We start from the raw sequence: 20,924 nt of genomic DNA, 5'->3' as shown, positions 1-20,924 counted from the left end.
TTTATGCCAGTTGCTAACGGATTATCTGTAGTAAACCTCAGCACTTTTTATCAACCTACGTTGGACTATTCACAAACAACAATATCGAATGGTGATAATTGGGTTATTGCTGAATTATCGGGTACGGTGACGTTGCTTGATGATACTGACGGCAATTTGTACACATCGCAAAATGCAAATGCCGGCACAGTGGATTACACGACCGGCGCTATTAGTTTTAATCCACAATCAAAAGCGCAGGCTATTAGAAATACGACGACATCGAAGGAGATGGGAACGGAAGGAGAAAGTATTACTGATAATGGAGGGACTAATTCGAGCGAATCAACGCGATTAGTGACAACGGGTTATGATTTCACGACGGTTGACGTTGACTGTGTTCCCGGTGACCCTATTATGGTGAAATATAAAGCGGCATTGATGCCGTCTACGACGACGGAAACCGTGACCTTGAGCGCCATTGACTTAGATGTCACACCGGGTTTTGCTCGGCGCATTACCCGCAATTCCCTTCGATTTAAGATTGGCACGTCGGTTTTTGTTGACAATGCGGGCGCGATCTATCGTGATCCGTCACCGGCGACCGGCGCTGGCACTATTGTCGGTTCACTCGATCCCACCACTGGCACGGTTGCCTTGACGCAATGGGTTGGTGGTATGGCGAATACGATCACGTTGGAGTCATTATTAACACAGATTGGCAGTCAACCGGTTGACGCGGTGACGTTTCGTATTCCCATTTCACCCGTCAAGCCCGGCACATTGCAATTGCGCTGGAGTGCATTGACTGGCACTGCTTATAATAAAACCGTGAATGATACGGGTATTTTAATTGATAATGATTGCATCATTAAATGCGATTACACTCGCGGCGTGGTTAAAGCAAACTTTGGGCGTTGGTATTTGGTTGAGGATTTAACCGACGCGCAAAAATTGGAGCCGTGGTATAACCCAGACGCAATTGTGATTATTGAAGAAGTGGAGAAGATTTGGCGACCTAAATTGGTCAGTGCCGAAACGATTGTGTATAACGCGGTTGCCAGTTCTTATTTGCCACCTGACAGCAATCTATTGGGATTGGACGCGGCGAAACTCCCGCCCGACGGCAAAACCTTGATTTATAAACCCGGTGATTTGGTATTGGTGCATCATACGATTGATACGCCGTATTCATCATTAACACCCAATCAAGTCATTAACACGAATCAAACGCGGCTGTATCGCGCTATTATTGTCGGTGATAATGGCGTGGCACTTGATCCGTCACTCTATTCAGTTGATCGGGCAACTGGTTTAATTACGTTGTCGGCCGCGCTGTCATTAAATGGCTTGACCTCGCCCTATCATGTGAAGCATACCATTGCTGACTTGGCACGGGTGATCTCAACCGATATTACTGGTCGAATCACGTTAATGACGCCGCTATCGCACACGTTTATTGAAGGCAGTTATTGTTCCGGTGTGATGTATGCGGGTACATTGCAAGCGCGGGTATCTAATTTGTTTTCACAATCAACATGGACGAGCGCGTGGAGTGATTCGTTAATTGGCTCGGCGCCGCTTGCGCAATACAACGATGCGCTTTATCCCATTGTGGTTAAAAACGATGGTGCGTATCCTGATCGCTTTTTAGTGAAGTTTATTAGCGCGACTGATTATCAAGTTATTGGCGAAAACCTCGGGTTAATTGCCGTTGGTGACATTAACACCGATTGCGAACCGATTAACTCATTAACCAGTCGGGCGTATTTTAAGATTAAAAAAGAAGGGTGGGGATTGGGTTGGGCGACGGGTAATTGTTTGCGGTTTAATGTTCATGGCGCCACCTATCCAGTTGATTTAATTCGTGCCGTGCAACCCAGTCCGCCGACGGAATTGACCGATTGCGTGGAATTGTTATTTATAGGCAATACTGATGCTTGATACTAGCGTTAAGTTTTTTGAATCGGCGCAAGCGGGCGCACCCACCAGTACGGGTCAAGTGGGTAGCTTGATCGGCTTGCTTGACGCTTGTTTGGTGAATGGCTTTGGGCAGGTGACTGTGGCGACGTTGTCGGTTGCGAGTGACGTGGCGACCCTGACTGTCAGCACCGGTCATGGTTTTACAATGGTGGGCAATGTTGGCCCCGTGATCTTAATTGCCGGCGCTGAACCTGCCGCATTAAATGGCGAGTGGCGAGTGGCAAGTGTCACGAATACCACGACGCTAACCTTTGCCACCAGTGAAATTGCCGATTGCACGGCGACTGGCACGATCACCGTCAAGCGAGCGCCGGCGGGTTGGGAGAAACGCTACAGTGGCACGAATAAAGCGGTGTATGCGCGGACGGCACTTGACGCAAGTCCGGCGTTAATTCGTGTGCAGGATAATGGGGTGTCGCCGTCGACTGCCTATACAGCGTTAATTGCGCTGTATGAAACGATGTCGGATGTTGACACTGGTACGAATAGCACGGCGTCATCATTGCGCTATATTCATCATTCCAACGCCGCGAATAGTACGCCAATGGCGTGGCGATTGATTGCAAATGATAAGATGGCGTATTTGTTTATCGATCAAAACGTATGGAAAACCGCAGCCGCCTTTGGTGATTTGAATAGCTACAAAGCTGGTGATCTTTATTCTTGCGTCTTAAATGCCTCAAACTCCGCCGGCGCTACCTCCCCCCCCATATTTTATAGTCTATTGAGTTCCTCTCTGATGTTGCGTAGTTATACAGGCGCAGCAGGAGTCATTACTGTCGGCGGGTCTTCACACTCTAAAAGCAATGCTTTCTCTAATGCCCCGCAACCTTATCCGTCACCCGTCGATAATAACTTCCATGCTTGGCCGGTTGAAATGTGGGAAACGGCGGCAAATGTTGCTCGCGGGATGTTACCCGGGCTATGGAATCCAATCCATTCCCAATCATCTATCCCGCAAGGAACAATCATTACAGATATTCCGCAGTTAATGGGGCGGACGCTGTTTTGTCAATCAGTGTCTGGCACTAATCAATTCGTCTGCGCCATTGACATCACGGGGCCTTGGACATGAGCGGGCGTGTTTTTCATTCACCGATTCGCCGTGACATGTTTTATGGCGGGCGTCATAAGATCGTCGGTACGACAGATGAATTGGGAGTACGCGGCGCTTATCGAGTCAGGCTGTATCATCAACCCAGCGGTCAATTAGTACAACAAACAAGATCGAATGAAAATGGCGATTTTCAATTCGATTGGATTAACAGTGATCTGTATTTTTGCGTGGCACACGATCACGGTGACGAGCCGGTGAATGGCGCGCTGCGTGATTATGTGACACCTGAGGATCGGGATAATGAGTGAGATTTGCCGTCTTGCCGTTGCCCGCAAAACCCAACGGGCGCAGTTGGTGGGTGACTGGTTGTCGGGCGCGCAACTCACACTGTACAGCGGGGCGATCCCGACGATGCCTGACACGGCGCTATCAGATCAGGTGGTATTGGCAGAATTTATGTTGCCAATTCCGTCCGGTGACGCGGCCGACGGTGTGTTCACATTGGCGGCGGGAACTGATCCTGCGACCGTGTTGACCACTGGCATTGCCACCTTTGGCAGACTGGTTGACGCGGCCGACGCGGTGATTGGTGATTTTGATGTCGGGTTGCTTGGCAGTGGTAACGTGTTGATTTTAGACAACATTAACCTTGTTGAAGGTGCGCTCGTTTCTATTCTGAGTTTTACGTTGTCTGAAGGCTGACAATGCCCGCTATCCGTTTATGCCTTGCACGAGGTAGCAACACTGGCACGGCGCTCACACTGGGTTTGCCGTGTCAGTCAACCGCCAGCGCGGGTGATTTTGCGGGTGTGTTGCCCGCATTGGTGGGCGATATTCAACTGCGGCACATTGTGGCCGCGACCGTGGCCGCGTCATTCCCGCCTATGACAGGCTATGCCAATCTTGATTTCAACATCAATCTGTTGCCTGATACTGTCTCAACTGCGCCATTTTGTTGGGTTGACGCGGCGGCGCTGAGTCGTGGCATGGTGTCTGCTTTTGATGACGGGCGGGCGTTGGTGGGCGTGGCCAATCCTGACTGGCAGTCGGCGGGAACTTGCCCGCAAATCCAAGCGATTGCGTGGGATCAGTCGTTATTGGTCACGAATGCGCGGCAGACGTGCTGGGATGACGCGGCGCAGTTTTGCGGGCGTGGAATGATTGATTGGGATCAGTCGTTATTGGTCACGCAACAGCGGCAGACGTGCTGGGATGACGCGGCGCTGGTGGGCGCAGGTCAAGCGGTGTGTTTTGTCAATTTGCCGCTGGCCGCGGCGGGCGTGGCGACGTGTTGGGTTGACGGTGATTTGGTGACGCGGCCGCTGACTGTGTGTTTTGCCGACGGCGCCGGTCTGCGAGCGCCGTATCAGACTTGTTGGGATGATGCTGGGTTGCCTGAGCGCTGGAAACGGCCGGTTTTCCCACCACCAACGGGCGATATTCCGATCACGCGGCGGGTGATTCGTCTGTGTTTAGGTCGCGGGCGTAACAGTGGCACTCGTTTGTCACTTGGCATGAAATGTGTTTTAGAGGGTAGGGCGTACTATATGTTGCAACATGATTTGTCGGTTCGGCGCTTGCCCGACGGCCCCGATATTCACGTTTCCAATGTGTCATTAAAGTTTGATGCTGACAGTTGGGCGTGGTCATTTAGCGCGACTGTATTGGGTCGGCCGTCACTTGCGGCATTGCAACCTGAATTGGACGGGCGACCAGCAACTATTGAAATCAGAATAGATCAGTATTATTGGCGGGTATTAGTTGAGAATTGGTCACACAATCGCACCTTTGGTAAAAATGCAATTCAAATGAGTGGGCGCGGTTTAACAGCGTGGCTGTCTGATCCCTATTGTCTGCCTACAGATGGGATGTTGGCAGAAGATCGCACTTTTGCACAGTTATTAAATGAACGCTTGCCGGTAGATAATAGTTGGGAGTTGGTGTACCCAACCACGACGCCCGACTGGTTATTGCCGGCGGGGAGTTATTCATGGCAAAAGAAAACGCCAATTCAAGCAATGCACGATGCTGCACAAGCGGTTGGATTGGTGTTAATTCCTGATCGCGTGTTGCAACGGGTGACGGCTTTACCGCGCTATCCGATTTTGCCATGGGAGTTTGCGGATGAATTGCCCTCGCGGGTGATTACTGACGCGGGCGTGTTGAGTTGTGATGGTGGCGCCGAGGGATCGGTACGCGCTAATGCGGTTGTGGTGCACGGCGGTAGTCCGGGCGGGATCATGGCACGGGTGTATCTGAGTGGCACGGCGGGCGATCATGTGGCGAGTACGGTTGAATGCCCGTTAGTGACCGACGCGGTTGGTGCGCGGCTGTTGGGTAGTCGGGTGCTGTCCGCTCAACACACCCAACCCGCAATTATTCAGGCGACGATGCCAATGGGCGGTCAAGATTTCCCAATGCTAAACGTGGGTGAGTATGTGGAATTGCTGGGATCACGCGGGATTGTGTGCGCTGTGGACATTAGCGCGCAATTAAGCGGTGATCGGGTGGCTGTGCGTCAGTCTGTGACGATTGGTGAATCAACCGGCAATACGTTTAGCCGTTGGTTGAAGTTGTTGCCAAGCGACACGTTGCTTGTGTGCCACGTTGATACAGTGCACGGTGACGACACCTGTACAGTGTCACCGTTGGCGGGCGGTACTATGCGTGTACGCGGTGAGGCCAACGTGGACAGTTGGGTGTATGTGCGCGGCGGTGTAATCGAATCTGTAGCGCCTGCCCTACAGGGTATGGACATCGACGTCTAATCGCCGCTGTGAGCCTCTGCGACGCACTCCAACAGATACTGAAACCAATAGGGCGCTACTTTGTAGACAGCGCTATCCGTGGGGGAGATGTAATACCGAAACTCCCGATTTCTCACTCCCAATTCGGCGGCTAGGCGGTTGACGCCGTAGCCTGTTTGTTTAATTAGCCCCCTGAGGTATTCAGGGTCAGGATTCCATTCCTGGATGTTTGGCATTTTCAATGCAGGGTTACTCCCGCTGGGATTGTGATCATGTGTTCAATGTAGAGCGGCAATTCTGTTTCGTGTGTTTCAACAATGTCGCTGTGGCGGGCGCGGCGGTTAGGGTCTGTGCAAAACAACGTGCGCAATTCAGCGCGGTGACGGGCCAGGTCGCCGTGCAGCATGTCTTCTACAGTGACGGACATCCAGTGGCAGGTGGGCGACACGCGGCGGGCAATGGCGGTGTCAGCGTAGGCGGTGCGATTGCGCGACGTGCAAAACAACGTGCGCAATTCAGCGCGGTTGTCGCGTTGCTGTGCCACAGCCACCGCACACCACGTCCATTGGTGGATGACACGACCGAACGTTCCGTCGGCGTTCACCCGAATACCGTTGTGTTCGACAAACTCCACGTCGTTTTCAATGCGGACACGAAGGGTTGTGCCGCCGATGGTGACCGTGGTAGCGGTGCGTCGTTGCACAAGGTGCGTCGCGTAGTAGCTGGCGTATGAGTGTTCAGTCAGAAATTGGATTTGCGTAGCCATGGTGTTTTCCCCGTTAGTGCCTAGCGATGTGCTTGGCTTGAACTGAATAATACAGGGGCAAAATGTCCGTGTCAAATACTAATCAAACCATTCCGATTTCTTACGCCTAACCGTTGAAACACTAATACCAATTCGTTTAGCGATAATACGCTCTGGAACGCCGTTTTTTAATTCCTGCTTTATTTTTTCATTACGCGCCGCACGATCTATCTGCAATACATATACGCGCTGCCCGCCCCAGCGATGCCGAATACGCGACAGTGCGCGTGTTACTGCCGCCAAGTCTAACCCTTCACGCAGCAATTCTTGCTTAACGTCAATTAAAACATCGCCATCTAACGACATTTGTTATTACCAGTGAGATTCACGTTTTCTAATCACGGCTTTGGGCGCTGTGCTCCATTCCGTGTTATTAAAACCGCCGCCGGTTTGCACTAATTGTGACCAATTCACTGGTCGGGATAATAACGCGGCTAGATTGTACGCACGAATATCTAGCGGCTCATTTCGTTTTCCCGGCGGTAAAAACCATTCTCTAACTGGTTTACCCTTAACGTATTTAGTGCGTACCTGTTCACTCGTTAAGCCATTGAAATAATGTTCATTGTAATGCACTGGAAAGTGGCAATAACCCGGTCCTTGTTCGTGGATTTTTAACCGTGAATACACTGTTTCTTTTGCCGCATCAACACCCACTAACCATAGTTGCGCTTGGTATTTTTTTGATTGTGATGACTTCTGTGTCCATATCGGTCTACTGCCAGAAACGCCCTTGACTGCGTAGATATTTCTGCCGCGTCGTGATTCACAAAAACTATACACTTGTGCTGCGAAGTGTCCGCCTGAATCAATACACGCTGCTTTAATTCTTAATACACGTCCATCTTCTGTATGGTAATCACTGAGCAGGATTTTATCTAAATCTTGCCACACCGCACTTTTTGCGGGATCGCCGTTTAATACGATGTAATTGATACCCCACGATTCCAGTGGTTTATCACGACCATCTTTGCGCCATCCTTCAATTTCAACTTCAACACGATTGTCTTGAATATCGGCGGCGGCAGTGAGATACAACACACGCGATGGTATTGATGACTGTGTGTAATTCTCACGTCTCGTCAATAATAATTGTGGATCGGTTTTTTCTGTCTTTTCACGCCATGATTCTCCCAGCGTTGTATTAACAAACTCGCGTAATTTAATCGGATCGCCTTTACGCCGTAACCAATCGTCAATCATGTCTGACCATGTCAGCTGTGGGCTGTATGCTGTCCAAATATGAAACCCAATTGATCTTGGCGGAGCGATTGATTGATTATCACGATTAAAAAACTGAATATCGATATTAAAGTATTCGCCGTTATCTGTCTCCCAGCGTCCGTCATGCCATGTTGTTAGGTAGTCGTTTTGATTAAATAACTGACCGCAGTGAATACATTGGTATTGCACGGTATGTGGTTGATTCTGTTTCCACTTAAAACCGAATTGACTGTCTTTATCTCCAAACTCTAACGGTTGTGTTTGACCGCAATGTGGACATGGTATGTGGTAACGCATAAACATATTTACCTGATTGGCACGACGCTGTATTAACGATGTTTCAGCAATCGTTGGTGTTGATCCGCAGACTAATTTAGGAAACGATGCACCCTCTAATCGCTTGACTGCCAAACCATCTGGTGTCCCCTCCTGTTCCACGACTTCATCAAAGCCATCTAATTCATCTAAATATGCGGCATCTAATGATAAACGCCGATAATTCTTGGCTGATTTACCGCCACGAATATGTAGCACTGATCCTAGAAATGTCTTTTGTCTCAAAGTATTATGTTTTGATTTTTGATTATAAGACGGGAATATTGCGCGCATGACTGGAATGTCACGGATCATGGTATCTATCTCAGTCTTAACAAACTCGTCCGCGTCCGCGTCAACTGGTTGCCATACCGCTTGATTACGGCGCTTATGCTCTGCGAAATATCCAATTGCTGCCAGTAGTATTTTAGTAAAACCAACCCGAGCGCTTTTTATAACAGTAATTTCTTTTATGTCATCGTTGCTAATACAATTCATTATGCCAACTTGGTATGGATATGCTTCCCATCTGCCTTCGACATAACTAGATTCTGTTGACAAATAGAAATTACGTTCCGCCCACTCACTTAACTTTAATGGCAGTGGTTGTTTTAATACACTTAATCCACGTCTAATCGTATTCTGCAATGTTGTTTTCACTGCCGCTGTCAAATTCAAGTTCGATAGTTGCTGCTGCATTGCGAGCCTTTGCGATTTCGCTACGAATAATATCAATGTCTGCCGCCGTTAATTGCGGTAAACGACGTTTTAACTTTGGCGCAATCGAATCAAGTATTGCTGATACTTGCGCACATAATGACGATAGCGCGTATTCAAGCACAACAATCGGCGCTAGTTCTCTTCTTAATTGCTGTTCTTTTAATTCTTTTATGCGTGTGTCTGCCCGTAGATTCTCAGCGCGGGCGGACATAAGGTCGCCTTGATTTGACAGTGACTCACGCCCATACAAGGCAGGGAGAGCATCTTTAGTGTCGTAAAGTATCGCGGACTTAGCGCCATGAGTGCTCGCTATGCCTGACGTTTCCAGTCGCTTCTTGACAGTGACGCGGGTCATCCCTGTCTTGTCTGAGTACCAGCTAATTGATTCAAGCGACATAGTTAGGTTCTTTTTTAAGAGCGCGGAATTAGGGTAATTAGAACCGTGTAATGTCTCTGTTTATGAAATATCGTACAGAGCTATACATCATTAAAAATAAAAAACAATTTCAGTAACTGTATTTTGTGCATAATCATCGTATCCGTTCTATTCTGACTTCTTTTATTAATTCAGCTTCAAAAACACTGTTAACGACACGATTTGCCACACCATAATAATCTAATCTTTTGCGGTAATTAGATTTATTAACGAAGATTAAAACAGGTTTAATTCTTGACGTTACCCACGTTCTACCTGTTTTTTTATACACACCAGGTGCTAAACCATGCGTCGCAGTGCGTAATGCAAAGTACGATTCGCCACGTTGCTGCGCTTTATTACGGCGTTGTGATTGCTTGGCACGTTTATTCATATTATCACCCGCGTATAAACCCATTGCACCAATCCACGACATGATTGCCACTAAATCGCCACCGCGCATATTGCCGTATGCGTCTAATTTAGCGCCCTGACCCGGTACCGCGTACCAACCATCTGGCAAAAGTCGCGCAGCGCGCAGGCGGTTTTCAAACGCCTTGTTTATTCGTTTGCCGCCATACACATGTGGCGCTAATACACGCTCCCACGGTGTTGAATGACCAACTCGATAACCGCTTTTCGTAAACCATTCATTGGGTCCAACGGCAGCCGATAAACGCTGTGTCGTGGCTTTCGTGACATAAATTGTCTTTAATAACCAAGGTGTCGGGCGATCAAATACATTAGATATTTCCGCTTGTTCAGCAGTGCGTACTTGAAATGCCGTGTTGTTAATTGCCCGCATGACCGCATACGGCATCTCTTTTGCCAAGCGGTCAAGCGACCCAACAAGATTTCTTAAATCTGTGGTATCAATTCTAATCATAAACGCATTGGCATCAAAACGTGTTTTGAATCGCGGTCATCTTCATCTTCATTAAAAAACGACGCGCTATTGTTCCCATCGAGTGCCGAGATAACAATGGTTTTGCCGTCGTGCGCATTCATAATGTCGAGCAAGTAATTGATATTAAAACCAACCGTGTACTCGTCGCCTTCATAAAAACACTGCAATTCCTCCTCCGATTCTTCCCGCTCGGCGTTAGATGCTTTTAATGTCAGTTTATTGGGCGCGACATTAAATGTGACGCCCTTGTGCTTTTCATTTGATAGAACGCCCATACGTTTTAACGCGGACGTCAATTCCACGCGATCCACTGAGGCTAAATGCGGCGCCACGTCAGGAATCACCCGCTCATAATCGGGATACTTACCATCACAGAGTTTGGTGGTGATGATGATGTCACCGAACGTCGCCTGCATATTTTTCCCACTAAACGCGATTAACGACTGCTCAGTCGTTTTTAATTTGTCATTTAACACAGACATCAATTGCCCAACCGCATTGTTGGTGACAATGAATTGATGTTCGGCAAAATCACAATTCAGATCAATTGTGACATTTTCAACAAATCCCATTCGATGCCCATCGGTTGCAATTAACCGCAATTGGTTTTCGCTGGCAAAATGAAATAGAACGCCATTCAAATAATAGCGCACATCATCTTTTGCCATACACGCACGGACTTTATTCAGTGCGCTCAGTAAATGCTGGGGTTGATACATAAAATCAACCAATTGCTCGCCGCCAAACTCTAACGACGGATAATCCATTGCCGGCAGTGTCGCCAATGTAAAGCGCGACCGCCCTGATTTAACCTTGCATTTCTCATCGATCACTTCAAAGTGAATATCAACATTCGCCGGCAATGCGCGCACAATTTCGCGCAACTTTTTTGCCGGCAGAGTAATAGCGCCCGCCTCGGGAACGTAGCATTCACAGCGCGTCTGAATATCAATTTCTAAATCAGTCGCACGCAGTTTTAATTCCTCTCCATCGGCTACCAATAAGAGGTTATTCAAGATTGGCAGGTTTTGCCGAGTGCCGCCCGCAACGCTGGCGACCTTATCCAGTACTGGCATCAATAAACTCTTTTCAACTTCTATTCTCACGCTCTATCTCCAATTGCGATAAACAACGTACCAAGTAAATAAAGCTACTTCGGTCAACTAATGCATAGTAGCTATCGTTTTGACAATATCGCCATGTGCTACAGATTTCCTGAGCGGCGTTAAACAATTCTCCGGTGGGTTGATTGTGGTGAACATAGTCCATCAATTGCAACATCGTCTGCACTGGCACAATCACCCGACTATGATTCATTACATCACGACTAATCTGTGTTAATTCGTTCATAGCGTTTTTTATTTAGAAATCTCATTGCGCGTGAAGTACGGGATTTCGCAATAATGGAGCGGTGGTTCCGTGTATTCTGCTGCATGATGATGAATCATGCTCCAAGTGTCCGTTTCACCGTCGAATAGCAGCAGGCTAATGCGCAATTTTCCTGAGCGCGTATCCCAAATCATTCCAGCGCAAAAGCAATTATGATCAGGCTTACCGTCCCGCCAAAGATGCTTCCATCGCATAGTTCTCTAACCGTTCTTTTAATGTTGTGTAGGTGGCGCTGTCGTTCATGTCAAGCATCAATTCGTGGTCAATGTCGGTGTGATATTTGAATGCGTAGTATTGTGCAATTTCGTTATCAACATCAATTGATACTTCCCAATTACCAATTGTCCATTCAACCATGATGCTACTGTTTCCAGTATCAACATAATACAGATACGGCATGGGAATATCGTGGTCGATCATGCGCTGAATCACCATCTCTAATACCTCGGTGTCAGCGCCCTGTGCGCGCAGCTCATTAATGCGATGGTGGGTGTGTTCAATGGTTGGCATTATGCGGTCAATTCCATTGTCATTTGCTGTTTATTTGTTGGCGTTTTTTAATTCAATCTGAATTAAATATTCAGCAAAATCGTTTAATGTTTTTGCTAACAGTTGTGTTTTTTCAATAAACTCACCCGTCGTATCAAAATGTGATCTGTGCAAACGCACTTTACAGTGACAATCTGCTACTTCAATAAAATCTACAATTTCTGGCTCTTGTGACGAGCCATGCCGCCAATTGCTTTTGCCGTGAAAACAGACAACGCTACCCGTGCTAGGTGATTTTTCACTGTTTAACCAAATCCGTTTATTGAAAATTTCATTACTATTCATGCTGTCAACTCCAGTTGTGTTTGCCGCTGCGCGTCTTCAATGCGGGCGCAGGCGATGTCAAAGTAGTCGGGATCAATTTCTATTCCGATAAAGCGCCGCCCGCTGCGCACTGCCGCCACCCCAGTCGTGCCACTTCCCATAAAGGGATCAAGAATTAAATCCTTTTCATTCGTCAACCACTGCACTAAAACGCTCAAGGTAGAAACCGGTTTCTGTGTTGGGTGAATTGTGCGCTCGTCGTGTGACATACATGGCTTTGTTGCGCCATAAATCACATCGGTTTGATAGCGGAATCCGTCATTTTCTGAAACATACCCATCTTTAGTCCATCCGCTAGTGTTAGCTCTATCTAACTGATCTTTGTATCCGCGTAAACATCCGGTATTTTTTTGTACTTTTTTATATGGAGATGCGCCATAGTTTTTTATGGCATTCCAAGTTAGATTGCTGATTTTATATTGAGGATGAGCATAAACCATATAATGCTCATGCTGATTCATTGGCTTCTTTGCGTTATGTGTACGCATACATGGTTGTAATTTAATCATCACACCAGAAAAGCGCACCTTCCAAAGTTTGGCGATTTCAGCAAGTGCTTCAATTGGTGAAAAGCAGGCGAAATAACCATCATCTTTTACAGCATCAATCAATAGATTGACGTAGTTACAATCAAGGTATTTATCAAAATGTAAGTCAGTGGTTAAATATGGCGGATCGGTAATTACAGCATCGACCTTGCCAATCATCGGCAAAATCTCAATACAATCCCCACAATAGAGCGTGGCATTGCCGATTGTTTTAATTCTCATGCGGTCAACTCGCAAATCATTAATCATTTCAATTCCCGTCACACTAGGCAACGGGAAACAATTAGCTAGAATCGGATTATTCAGCTGGCAACAAATCTAGGCGCTGCGTTAAAAGCGCCGCGTACTGCTCCATGACCACTAACTGCTGTTTTAATAACAGCAATTGCGGCGTTTCACCGGTGGCAAAATCCTGCAACGTTTCAAGAAAACGTTCTAATTTATTGATCTTACCGATTAACGCGGCACGTTCTTTTGTTACTCTGATTCGTACATTAGTCTCAGTTTTCATAGGTAATTCTCCAATTGCTAAAACGGCACTTCTTCATCTGTGTATTGAGTGCGCGGCGCAGGCGCAGTGGCGCGAGTTGTCTCAGTCTCAGTCGCGGGCGCGGCAGACGTTTTCTTTTCACTCATTAGCGCCACATCATTCAAAATCAGGCTTTGCGATACTCGCGTTTCGCCCGCTTGCGTTTCATATAGGCGCGGCGGTTCCAAACTCCCCGCTGCTACTACCGACGTACCTTTTTTTAAATATTGGCACAAGGTTTTGCCGCGATTACCAAATAACGCGCAATCCAACCAATGCGTCTTTTTGTTCTCACCAAAACCAACATCTGATGCCAGTCGAAACCTGCAATACTCATTGCCTGATTGCGATGTTTTCATCTCAGCATCGGCGACAATGCGACCAGTATATGTGCTGCTGTTCATAGCCCATCTTGTGTGTGTTAATCCATAGAAATCACTATACACATTTTTCGGAAATGTAAAGAAACTACAGGCATAAAAAAACCGCCGATGAAGGCGGTTAGTTACATCTGATGATAATCGTTTAATGCACGGTGTTAATTGGCAGTGTCACTGCACCGACAGACGCCGCCCGTTTAGCGGCTGTCAAATTATTTATCTGTGTGGCCGCGAGCGGTAGTGCGATCTAACGTGAGTGCCATCACGTCGCGTATAGGCGTCGACGTGTACGTGTTTATTACTGTAGCCACTGCTATTCCGATCCGCCCGACTGTCAATAGTGGTGGCGAAATCCTGACCTATTACTGTGATGCCGCCGCCCATTGGCGACCGTTGATTATGTGTGTCAACCAAGACTGGCAACCCGAGTTTTAAGTCGTGGGTTTGATTCCTGACGTTGGGCGCTGTGTTATCGCATTGGTGGTGGGTGATGATTAAATATTCACCCCGCGCTTGCGATGCTGTCCATTCAGCCGATTTATTCGGTAATCCAATGTCGAACGGCGGTGTGTAACCTGCCGATATGATCGCGTGATCACTGCCGTAGAGCGTATAGCAGTCGGCGTGAATGTTTGACGCAAATAATGTCACTGCTAGTGCGACTGCGCGTTTAATCATATTGATCGCTCCGATTCCTAAAGGTATGCGCCGGTGGATGAGGTAATACGCAATAATAAGCTGGAGATTCCCATTGCGGAACACGACTGCCGTAGAAATACCATGCATCTAATTCAGCATCATACAATTGAAGTTGCATTAAATATCCGTGCGCAACGCTGCAATCACTGACCAATACAGCGCACCAGCAATTATGCTCAGGACGGGCGTGACTGCTATCAAACCATTGCATTCTATTCAACCATTCTGTACAGGAAGTCGTTTAATGTACGGTGTTGATCGGCACGGACACGCACCGACAGACTGTGCCGCCGATTTTGACGGTTTTATTCGGTTTATCCGATTCCGGCAATAGCTGTATTGTTTTATTCCAACCTGTTGACCAAGCGGTTTTTGCCAATATTTTGCGCGACAGCATTCCATTGGAATTGGCGATCAACAGACGTTGTGCGCTGTCATCAATTCTCAGCCCGTACATACCGAGTGCTCGTTTCACCGCGCTATTATCAATACCAACCAGCGGCTGACTGATTAAATCACGCACTCGGTAATCAATACCGTCAACCTTGATTTCCGCGTCTAGTATTGTATTAAGACAAGCGTACGCATCATCTATATTGGTGGAATTGGTGGAATTGGTGACATTATTATTTGGTTTTGGTGCGTTTTGCGCCCGTTGTTTAAGACCTTCCAGCATTGGATTAAAAAACGACGGATCAATTCCTGCACTACTGAAACTTCCCATCACCGTTTCCAGCGTCTCAACATCCGATGTTTTCAACTGCCGCGCTGTCTGCAAGGCTGTATCAGTCATGCGCTTAAGTTCCGACATGGTGATAGGTCGCTGAGTCTGCTTGGATTGATAGCTGCCAGTTTTGCGGATACTGGGTAGCACCTCAGCCGTCACCCACTTACGGAAACGGTGGGCAACCGTGCCTTCGGTTGTGGCATCCCTGCAACGCAAGATCAAAGTGTACAAACCCGACTCGTTGATAGCTGCCACGCTTTGAACGCCGCCAAGGGTGTCGACTTTAACAGACCCCCTTTCGTCGTCATCCAATCTAGCAACTGCGTCACGATGATTTTCAATCCCAAGCACTGCACACACATCAGCGGCAACAAACCACGGCGCGTCATCACGCATGACAGCGCGCACCTTGCGTTTGGTGGTGTCGGATTCGGGGAATAGGTACTGAGTGATTTGATTAGACACGATGGTCTCCTGTAGTGATTTCCACGTTACCCGTAAGACACGGGCAGTCGGGAGGGTGGAACGGTCTACAGCGCCGCGCAGTTATTCCCCTAACGGGTATTGTATTCCTGCACTCCCGACTGCCCTTAAATCAGTCGCTTAGGCGAAAAAATACCGCATGTCTGACGGGTGCGGTTGCCGCTGTAAGAGGTTTCCACGCCTCTTAAATCAAGCGTAGTCGCCACCTGCGCGGTTGTCAACCATCTCGTGGCGAAACTGTGGTGATTTCCTTGATAGTTGAAGCAAAGCGCTGATTTGATTGTAGTTTTTCATGCTGCCCTCGCCAAGACAACCCATGCCTTCTTGGCGAGCGAGCATCCGTCCTTACCACCACCAAATCGCCTGTAATGCGTCTAAACCGCCCGCTACAGCGTTTTCACGCACCAACCCATCTTACCCTACCGCCCACCACCAACCGTCGCGTCACAGCGGCGCTGGTTGAATATGCCTGTAAATAAGCAAAGTCGATCGGAATGGTGCGCGCACACTGTTACCACCTGTTACCTACTTTGTTACTAGCTTTGTTACCTCCCTATTACCTATTATATCTATATTAATCAAATAGATAGATAGATAGGTAACAAAAAATGTGCGCATACACACTCGTATACACGCAATTTTTTGACTGGGTGAGATATGAATGTAAATGTGTAACTTCGGCGGATAGGTGTAAATACATATATGGGTGTGTATATTTCTGTCACCTTGCCTGTTTTTGGATAACACATTGTTTTATAAGCAAAAATTGCGTTACAGATACGGTAACATCGGTAACAGAAAACAACCGCCATGCTGACCATTACCTAGACCACCACGACAGAAATATTAACCATTTCATTTACTTAACGGTAAAAACACACATCCCGCGTAGTCGGTCACACAAAAAAATGACCAACTCACGCGGGATGTATTTTTGCCGTCACAGCGGCGTTATTTTTTTAAGTCGTTGATTGTAAAAGCAGTTTTTTGGTGTCAGAACTGGTAACAGACGTCATTTGCCTGATTATCATCCGTTAATGGGACAGCGATACACCGACAGGCCGTGCCGCCGATTTTGACGGTTTTGTTAATCTTTTCAGCGCCTTGCAGGCGTATCAGTAATTTATTCCAACCGCTCGGCCAACTGGTAACAGCCATCACCTTTCGCTGCAGCATTCCGTTCGCATTGGCAACCAACAGCCGCCCTGTTACGGACAGCGCACCTTCTATCATTTGATCCTCCACCTTCATTCCGTACATCCCAAGTGTGCGTTTCGCATCGGTCATCCGCAATTTCTCCGGCACACCAATTGATGTACCGCCTGACATTACAAACTCGACCAATAATCCAATCGACATATCGCCGCGCCATTCATCACCATCCACTCGCACATTCGTATTGAGCATTGCATCCAAACACGCCTGCTCATCACTGGCAGACTCCACGATGTCGTGTTGGTCTGACCAATGGAGGTTTTGAATGTAATAATTCATTTGCTCGTGCGTGGGTAATTCATCATAAATCACCACCCACATTCCGCCGAGCAACGCACCGATTTGGTCTCTCATGCGTGAATCGGGAAACGTTTCCTTTAATGCGTCGGTGAATAACTGAATTGATTCCAGCAATTGCGGCAGGCGAGAAAACACCCGCGCACGAAATCGACTAGCAAAGGATTTATCGCAAATCACGTCAGCTAATGGCTGAGTGACTGTCCTTTGCTTTTCACTTGATTGGTAATTGGAGTTTTTTAATGACAGCGTAGTAATACGCGACATGTCTGCCGCTTGCTTAATCGGATCACGAATTGCCGATAAACAAAAACACGAGCGCACCGCATATGAACTGGCTTGACCACCACTGCTACCCTTAATTACTCGCGCTTCTAGGTTAGCGCTGGCATGGCGCATGAGAGAAAGGACATCGTCCATTTTCGCCTGCGCCCGAATTGAGTCTGATTCAGCCTCATCAAACAACACCGGCAAAGCCGAGTTTTGCAACACCTGCCGCAATCCTGCCGCGCTAGTGTCCCCTTTAGCCGCAATAGCAAAACCACCTAATAAATGCAGCATCGTGTCTAAAATAGATGATTTGCCACAGCCTTTTGATCCATTCAAAAAGATATGCGGCCGCCAATTCAACGCACCGCCAGCTAATGCACACGAAAGCCACCCCAACAATAAGACTGAATGGGTTTGCTTTTCAAAGTTCAGCGACATCGCCCAATCCCACACCCGTTTCGATTCATCCGTAGTGAGTGGATTATCGGTTGTGATTTCAATACGCGGTTCACACTCATACACCGCGTCGGTATCGGCGATAACTAAATCCGTTTCTCTATTATCAATAAACAATCGGTCGCCAGCATGAACAATAATGGACTCACCATCGCACCATGCGCCCCGCCCGCGTTTATTATCAGCGTTAAACACGCCTTTTTGATAACAATTTTGAATTAAAAAGTTCGCCGCCATCTTAACCGCTTGTCTTGAAAACCCTTGGTCAAGTGCAAACTCACGCTCCCACCAATCCATTGGTGCCAATGTAAATAACTCGGTTTCACGCGACAGTTTTGACGCACTCAATTCACGCACCTGTTTCCCGGCCGTAGTAAAGAAATAAAACTTATCGCCGTTGTAACCCAATGAGCGAAAATGCAAATTCGCCTCAGGCGGTGAGACAGTCACGGTGGGTTTTTCGCGGCGTTTGCGCTCTTTAGCTTCAGGCGGTTTAATCGTAATTCGATCAAGCAATGACTCGACTTTATTGCTCATACCCAGCAGCTCCATACAAAATCTGCAATGCCTTTAATACGCGTTTAGCCGCCTCAAACTCACGTTTTAACGGCTGTTCGGGAGGTGCAGTGATATGCGGGTATAGCTGTTTAGTCGCTTCGGGAATCTTGCGATAATTGACGCGATCACCAATTCCCAATACTAATACCTGCAATTCCAATAAAACCTCATCTTCAATGTCTTTGAGCAGCTCAATTTCCGCCCGTTTCCGCCGCGCTTCTTTCGCATATGGAATCAATTCCACGCCTGCCTGATGCGCCAAAGTCTCAATCGCACCACGAATAGACATTCGGTGATAATTGACTAACCAATCAATCGCGTCGCCATGCGCACCACAACCAAAGCAGTGATAAAACTGTTTGTCTTGGCTAACAAAAAACGACGGCGTTTTTTCATCATGAAACGGACAGAGTGCGCGATAACGTCCGTTATGCCCGACAGCCTTTAATTCAATTGCACTGTCAATTAAAGTGACGATATCAACACGGCTTAAGATGTTTTTAATGTCAAATAACTGGTCGTTCATTTCGCATCCTCCACCGAGCGCACCACTCGCGCAATTCCACCAGCGTTTTTAATAAAATCAAGAAACATCACTTGCTCATGTGATAATCGCCCGCCCGCCGCTTTCACTTCCAGCGCCACGAATTGCGCAATACATTCCCCGACATCGTCGGGTGTAATCACGCGGGAACGCAAACCAATTAAATCGCTGGAGCCTTTGCATAACCCAGCGTGTAATGGGCGAGCATTCTGTACAATCATGGCGCCATCTTGACGCCGTGACGTTTTATTTCCCTGCCAACCCACGCCGGTATTATTCCGCCACAGTGTGTAACCCAATTCCCGCGCTGAGAGTAGAATTAAATTTTGGATTTCATGTTCCGACTGACTCATTTATTCACTCCGAATGATTTTTGTTGTTTGATTGTGCGGGAATCAAAAATATGCTGCGCCCATGCTCGCGGGTGTTTGTAGCCACGCCGTTTAGCCAGTTCAATTAGATCGTTTAGCGTTCTTTGATTAGCCTGCTCTGCGCGTTTTGATTCAGGTTTTAATTCAATGATTTGCGCTGATGTCACGATAGATAATTCACCGTTTAATTCGGTGATTTCGCGTGACGCAATGGGATAAACGTACCCGCATTGCGGGCAGATTGGCGCTGGGCGATGCACCGTAAAACAGCGATCACACTGCTTCATAGGTAATGCGTTATTGGTTTTTTTACCGCGACTAGGTTTAGCGTCTAATGACCACTCGCGGTCATCATCAGGAAAACCATGCACGAATACATTCCCGGCATGGTCAAGAATGGTGGCGTGGGTTTTGTCTTTATGCGGGCGTAAGACGCGCCCCATTTGTTGAAGCGCTAATGCTAATGACTGGGTCGGTCTTAATAATATCGCGGCGGATACCACTGGAATATCCGTACCCTCAGAAACGATATTGCACGAAGTCAATACGTTTAATTGCCCATTTCCTAAATCGGCAATTAACTTGGCGCGGATTTTGTCATCAGTTTGACCACTCACACAGGCGGCGGAATAACCAGCGCTTTTGAACGCAACCGCGGCTTCTTCGGCGCGAGATACCGAAGCGCAAAAGGCAATAGCGGGCTGTTGGTGACAGTATTTACGGTAATGATCAACGGCATTACCGACAATGGCGGGATTTGCCATGACGTCAGCTAATGCGTTTTTCTTATAATCACCGCCTTGAATTGAAACACCGGATAAATCAATTCGATCCTTCGGTGCGTACACAACTGAGGGCGATAAAAACCCGCGCCGCGTTAATTCACGGACTGACGGCCCCGTGACCATCGAGTCAAAAAAACCGCCGCTATTAACGCCTAAGCCGTGACCGTCGAGGCGCTGTGGCGTGGCGGTGACGCCGAGCATGTAAGCATGATTAAAATGATTAAGAATTTGCCCCCAGATTGTTTTGCGCGTGGCATGATGCGCCTCATCCACAATAATGAAATCGGGCGACCAGTTAATGACATCTAAGCGCCGTACTAATGTCTGTACTGACGCGACTTGAATTGGTGCGCGATGATTAAACGTGATGCCGGGTGCAATTAAACCGTGAGATAAACCGACTGATTCTAATGTGCGTGATGTTTGCAGTAATAATTCTTTCCGGTGAACCAAAATCAATACACGTTTGCCGCGTGACACCGATTGAGACGCGGTAGAACAGAAGGTGCGGGTTTTGCCTGCACCAGTGGGCATCACGAGGCAAACTGCCCGTTTTCCCGAGCGGTAGCACTGCCGAATGTCGTGTTCGGCTTGCAATTGATAATCTCTGAGTGTAAAATCCATTCGTGCGATCCTCCGTTAGGAATC

24 protein-coding genes are annotated in these 20,924 nt (G+C 47.6%); 5 read left to right on the top strand and 19 right to left on the bottom strand.

Annotated features, from left to right (window positions below):
* Positions 1-3: 3 nt before the first annotated feature.
* Genes HUK38_RS04770 through HUK38_RS04750 form a run of 5 tightly spaced genes read left to right on the top strand, consistent with a single transcriptional unit; the run spans position 4 to position 5,787 of the window.
* On the top strand, positions 4-1,923 hold the full coding sequence (locus HUK38_RS04770; RefSeq protein WP_182583000.1) for a hypothetical protein: 1,920 nt from the start codon (positions 4-6) through the stop codon (positions 1,921-1,923).
* On the top strand, positions 1,916-3,037 hold the full coding sequence (locus tag HUK38_RS04765; protein WP_182582998.1) for a hypothetical protein: 1,122 nt from the start codon (positions 1,916-1,918) through the stop codon (positions 3,035-3,037). The genes HUK38_RS04770 and HUK38_RS04765 overlap by 8 nt, the downstream gene beginning before the upstream one ends.
* Positions 3,034-3,327, top strand: a complete 294-nt coding sequence (locus HUK38_RS04760; RefSeq protein WP_182582996.1) for a hypothetical protein — start codon at positions 3,034-3,036, stop codon at positions 3,325-3,327. The genes HUK38_RS04765 and HUK38_RS04760 overlap by 4 nt, the downstream gene beginning before the upstream one ends.
* A complete protein-coding gene (locus HUK38_RS04755; RefSeq protein WP_182582994.1) occupies positions 3,320-3,721 on the top strand; it encodes a hypothetical protein in 402 nt (133 codons plus the stop codon). Before HUK38_RS04760 ends, HUK38_RS04755 begins: the two co-directional genes overlap by 8 nt.
* Positions 3,722-3,723: 2 nt before the next feature.
* Positions 3,724-5,787 (top strand): hypothetical protein, encoded by a 2,064-nt coding sequence (locus HUK38_RS04750; protein WP_182582992.1) that lies wholly within the window; start codon positions 3,724-3,726, stop codon positions 5,785-5,787.
* Between the two features lie 217 nt (positions 5,788-6,004).
* Here HUK38_RS04750 and HUK38_RS04745 read toward each other — a convergent pair whose 3' ends face one another.
* The 19 genes from HUK38_RS04745 to HUK38_RS04655 all read right to left on the bottom strand — a co-directional run bounded on the left by HUK38_RS04745 (position 6,005) and on the right by HUK38_RS04655 (position 20,900).
* A complete protein-coding gene (locus HUK38_RS04745; protein WP_182582990.1) occupies positions 6,005-6,532 on the bottom strand; it encodes a hypothetical protein in 528 nt (175 codons plus the stop codon).
* A gap of 78 nt (positions 6,533-6,610) precedes the next feature.
* Complete coding sequence (locus HUK38_RS04740) at positions 6,611-6,877, bottom strand: hypothetical protein (protein ID WP_182582989.1); 267 nt, start codon at positions 6,875-6,877, stop codon at positions 6,611-6,613.
* A gap of 6 nt (positions 6,878-6,883) precedes the next feature.
* Complete coding sequence (locus HUK38_RS04735) at positions 6,884-8,770, bottom strand: terminase gpA endonuclease subunit (RefSeq protein WP_182582987.1); 1,887 nt, start codon at positions 8,768-8,770, stop codon at positions 6,884-6,886.
* Entirely contained in the window at positions 8,742-9,227 is a 486-nt protein-coding gene (locus HUK38_RS04730) for a terminase small subunit (protein ID WP_182582985.1), read from the bottom strand. The genes HUK38_RS04735 and HUK38_RS04730 overlap by 29 nt, the downstream gene beginning before the upstream one ends.
* 133 nt (positions 9,228-9,360) lie before the next feature.
* On the bottom strand, positions 9,361-10,131 hold the full coding sequence (locus tag HUK38_RS04725) for a hypothetical protein (RefSeq protein ID WP_182582983.1): 771 nt from the start codon (positions 10,129-10,131) through the stop codon (positions 9,361-9,363).
* A complete protein-coding gene (gene dnaN, locus HUK38_RS04720) occupies positions 10,128-11,258 on the bottom strand; it encodes a DNA polymerase III subunit beta (protein WP_182582981.1) in 1,131 nt (376 codons plus the stop codon). Before dnaN ends, HUK38_RS04725 begins: the two co-directional genes overlap by 4 nt.
* Positions 11,259-11,510: 252 nt before the next feature.
* A complete protein-coding gene (locus tag HUK38_RS04715; protein WP_182582979.1) occupies positions 11,511-11,675 on the bottom strand; it encodes a hypothetical protein in 165 nt (54 codons plus the stop codon).
* 28 nt (positions 11,676-11,703) lie between these two features.
* Positions 11,704-12,051: a hypothetical protein gene (locus tag HUK38_RS04710; protein ID WP_182582977.1), complete on the bottom strand. Its 348-nt coding sequence runs from the start codon at positions 12,049-12,051 to the stop codon at positions 11,704-11,706.
* Between the two features lie 30 nt (positions 12,052-12,081).
* The gene (locus HUK38_RS04705; protein ID WP_182582974.1) at positions 12,082-12,375 is read right to left on the bottom strand and encodes a hypothetical protein; all 294 of its coding nucleotides are present in this window, start codon (positions 12,373-12,375) and stop codon (positions 12,082-12,084) included.
* Entirely contained in the window at positions 12,372-13,211 is an 840-nt protein-coding gene (locus HUK38_RS04700) for a DNA-methyltransferase (protein WP_182582972.1), read from the bottom strand. The genes HUK38_RS04705 and HUK38_RS04700 overlap by 4 nt, the downstream gene beginning before the upstream one ends.
* A 49-nt stretch (positions 13,212-13,260) precedes the next feature.
* Positions 13,261-13,473, bottom strand: a complete 213-nt coding sequence (locus tag HUK38_RS04695) for a crAss001_48 related protein (protein WP_182582970.1) — start codon at positions 13,471-13,473, stop codon at positions 13,261-13,263.
* 17 nt (positions 13,474-13,490) lie between these two features.
* Positions 13,491-13,895, bottom strand: a complete 405-nt coding sequence (locus HUK38_RS04690) for a single-stranded DNA-binding protein (RefSeq protein ID WP_182582968.1) — start codon at positions 13,893-13,895, stop codon at positions 13,491-13,493.
* Positions 13,896-14,087: 192 nt separating this feature from the next.
* Complete coding sequence (locus HUK38_RS04685; RefSeq protein WP_182582966.1) at positions 14,088-14,549, bottom strand: hypothetical protein; 462 nt, start codon at positions 14,547-14,549, stop codon at positions 14,088-14,090.
* Positions 14,542-14,781 carry a hypothetical protein gene (locus HUK38_RS04680; protein WP_182582964.1) on the bottom strand — a complete coding sequence of 80 codons (240 nt, stop codon included), beginning with the start codon at positions 14,779-14,781 and terminating at the stop codon, positions 14,542-14,544. The genes HUK38_RS04685 and HUK38_RS04680 overlap by 8 nt, the downstream gene beginning before the upstream one ends.
* A gap of 30 nt (positions 14,782-14,811) precedes the next feature.
* Positions 14,812-15,762 carry a BRO-N domain-containing protein gene (locus HUK38_RS04675; RefSeq protein WP_338065358.1) on the bottom strand — a complete coding sequence of 317 codons (951 nt, stop codon included), beginning with the start codon at positions 15,760-15,762 and terminating at the stop codon, positions 14,812-14,814.
* Positions 15,763-16,773: 1,011 nt separating this feature from the next.
* Entirely contained in the window at positions 16,774-18,555 is a 1,782-nt protein-coding gene (locus HUK38_RS04670; protein WP_182582962.1) for a hypothetical protein, read from the bottom strand.
* On the bottom strand, positions 18,545-19,102 hold the full coding sequence (locus tag HUK38_RS15585; RefSeq protein WP_182582960.1) for a CHC2 zinc finger domain-containing protein: 558 nt from the start codon (positions 19,100-19,102) through the stop codon (positions 18,545-18,547). The genes HUK38_RS04670 and HUK38_RS15585 overlap by 11 nt, the downstream gene beginning before the upstream one ends.
* The gene (locus HUK38_RS04660) at positions 19,099-19,473 is read right to left on the bottom strand and encodes a VRR-NUC domain-containing protein (protein WP_182582958.1); all 375 of its coding nucleotides are present in this window, start codon (positions 19,471-19,473) and stop codon (positions 19,099-19,101) included. The genes HUK38_RS15585 and HUK38_RS04660 overlap by 4 nt, the downstream gene beginning before the upstream one ends.
* Positions 19,470-20,900: a DEAD/DEAH box helicase gene (locus HUK38_RS04655; RefSeq protein ID WP_182582956.1), complete on the bottom strand. Its 1,431-nt coding sequence runs from the start codon at positions 20,898-20,900 to the stop codon at positions 19,470-19,472. Before HUK38_RS04655 ends, HUK38_RS04660 begins: the two co-directional genes overlap by 4 nt.
* Positions 20,901-20,924 lie beyond the last annotated feature (24 nt).

It is taken from the genome of Thiospirillum jenense (assembly GCF_014145225.1).
GTDB classification, from domain to species: domain Bacteria; phylum Pseudomonadota; class Gammaproteobacteria; order Chromatiales; family Chromatiaceae; genus Thiospirillum; species Thiospirillum jenense.
Note: the sequence above shows the minus strand (reverse complement) of the source record. Positions and strands in the feature narration are given on the sequence as shown.

Excerpts from the sequence above, each read along its gene's own strand:
- HUK38_RS04770 (WP_182583000.1), top strand. The coding sequence starts at position 4 with ATGCCAGTTGCTAACGGATTATCTGTAGTAAACCTCAGCACTTTTTAT.
- HUK38_RS04765 (WP_182582998.1), top strand. The coding sequence starts at position 1,916 with ATGCTTGATACTAGCGTTAAGTTTTTTGAATCGGCGCAAGCGGGCGCA.
- HUK38_RS04760 (WP_182582996.1), top strand. The coding sequence starts at position 3,034 with ATGAGCGGGCGTGTTTTTCATTCACCGATTCGCCGTGACATGTTTTAT.
- HUK38_RS04755 (WP_182582994.1), top strand. The coding sequence starts at position 3,320 with ATGAGTGAGATTTGCCGTCTTGCCGTTGCCCGCAAAACCCAACGGGCG.
- HUK38_RS04750 (WP_182582992.1), top strand. The coding sequence starts at position 3,724 with ATGCCCGCTATCCGTTTATGCCTTGCACGAGGTAGCAACACTGGCACG.
- HUK38_RS04745 (WP_182582990.1), bottom strand. The coding sequence starts at position 6,532 with ATGGCTACGCAAATCCAATTTCTGACTGAACACTCATACGCCAGCTAC.
- HUK38_RS04740 (WP_182582989.1), bottom strand. The coding sequence starts at position 6,877 with ATGTCGTTAGATGGCGATGTTTTAATTGACGTTAAGCAAGAATTGCTG.
- HUK38_RS04730 (WP_182582985.1), bottom strand. The coding sequence starts at position 9,227 with ATGTCGCTTGAATCAATTAGCTGGTACTCAGACAAGACAGGGATGACC.
- HUK38_RS04725 (WP_182582983.1), bottom strand. The coding sequence starts at position 10,131 with ATGATTAGAATTGATACCACAGATTTAAGAAATCTTGTTGGGTCGCTT.
- HUK38_RS04715 (WP_182582979.1), bottom strand. The coding sequence starts at position 11,675 with ATGATTTGGGATACGCGCTCAGGAAAATTGCGCATTAGCCTGCTGCTA.
- HUK38_RS04710 (WP_182582977.1), bottom strand. The coding sequence starts at position 12,051 with ATGCCAACCATTGAACACACCCACCATCGCATTAATGAGCTGCGCGCA.
- HUK38_RS04705 (WP_182582974.1), bottom strand. The coding sequence starts at position 12,375 with ATGAATAGTAATGAAATTTTCAATAAACGGATTTGGTTAAACAGTGAA.
- HUK38_RS04700 (WP_182582972.1), bottom strand. The coding sequence starts at position 13,211 with ATGATTAATGATTTGCGAGTTGACCGCATGAGAATTAAAACAATCGGC.
- HUK38_RS04695 (WP_182582970.1), bottom strand. The coding sequence starts at position 13,473 with ATGAAAACTGAGACTAATGTACGAATCAGAGTAACAAAAGAACGTGCC.
- HUK38_RS04690 (WP_182582968.1), bottom strand. The coding sequence starts at position 13,895 with ATGAACAGCAGCACATATACTGGTCGCATTGTCGCCGATGCTGAGATG.
- HUK38_RS04685 (WP_182582966.1), bottom strand. The coding sequence starts at position 14,549 with ATGATTAAACGCGCAGTCGCACTAGCAGTGACATTATTTGCGTCAAAC.
- HUK38_RS04680 (WP_182582964.1), bottom strand. The coding sequence starts at position 14,781 with ATGCAATGGTTTGATAGCAGTCACGCCCGTCCTGAGCATAATTGCTGG.
- HUK38_RS04670 (WP_182582962.1), bottom strand. The coding sequence starts at position 18,555 with ATGAGCAATAAAGTCGAGTCATTGCTTGATCGAATTACGATTAAACCG.
- HUK38_RS15585 (WP_182582960.1), bottom strand. The coding sequence starts at position 19,102 with ATGAACGACCAGTTATTTGACATTAAAAACATCTTAAGCCGTGTTGAT.
- HUK38_RS04660 (WP_182582958.1), bottom strand. The coding sequence starts at position 19,473 with ATGAGTCAGTCGGAACATGAAATCCAAAATTTAATTCTACTCTCAGCG.
- HUK38_RS04655 (WP_182582956.1), bottom strand. The coding sequence starts at position 20,900 with ATGGATTTTACACTCAGAGATTATCAATTGCAAGCCGAACACGACATT.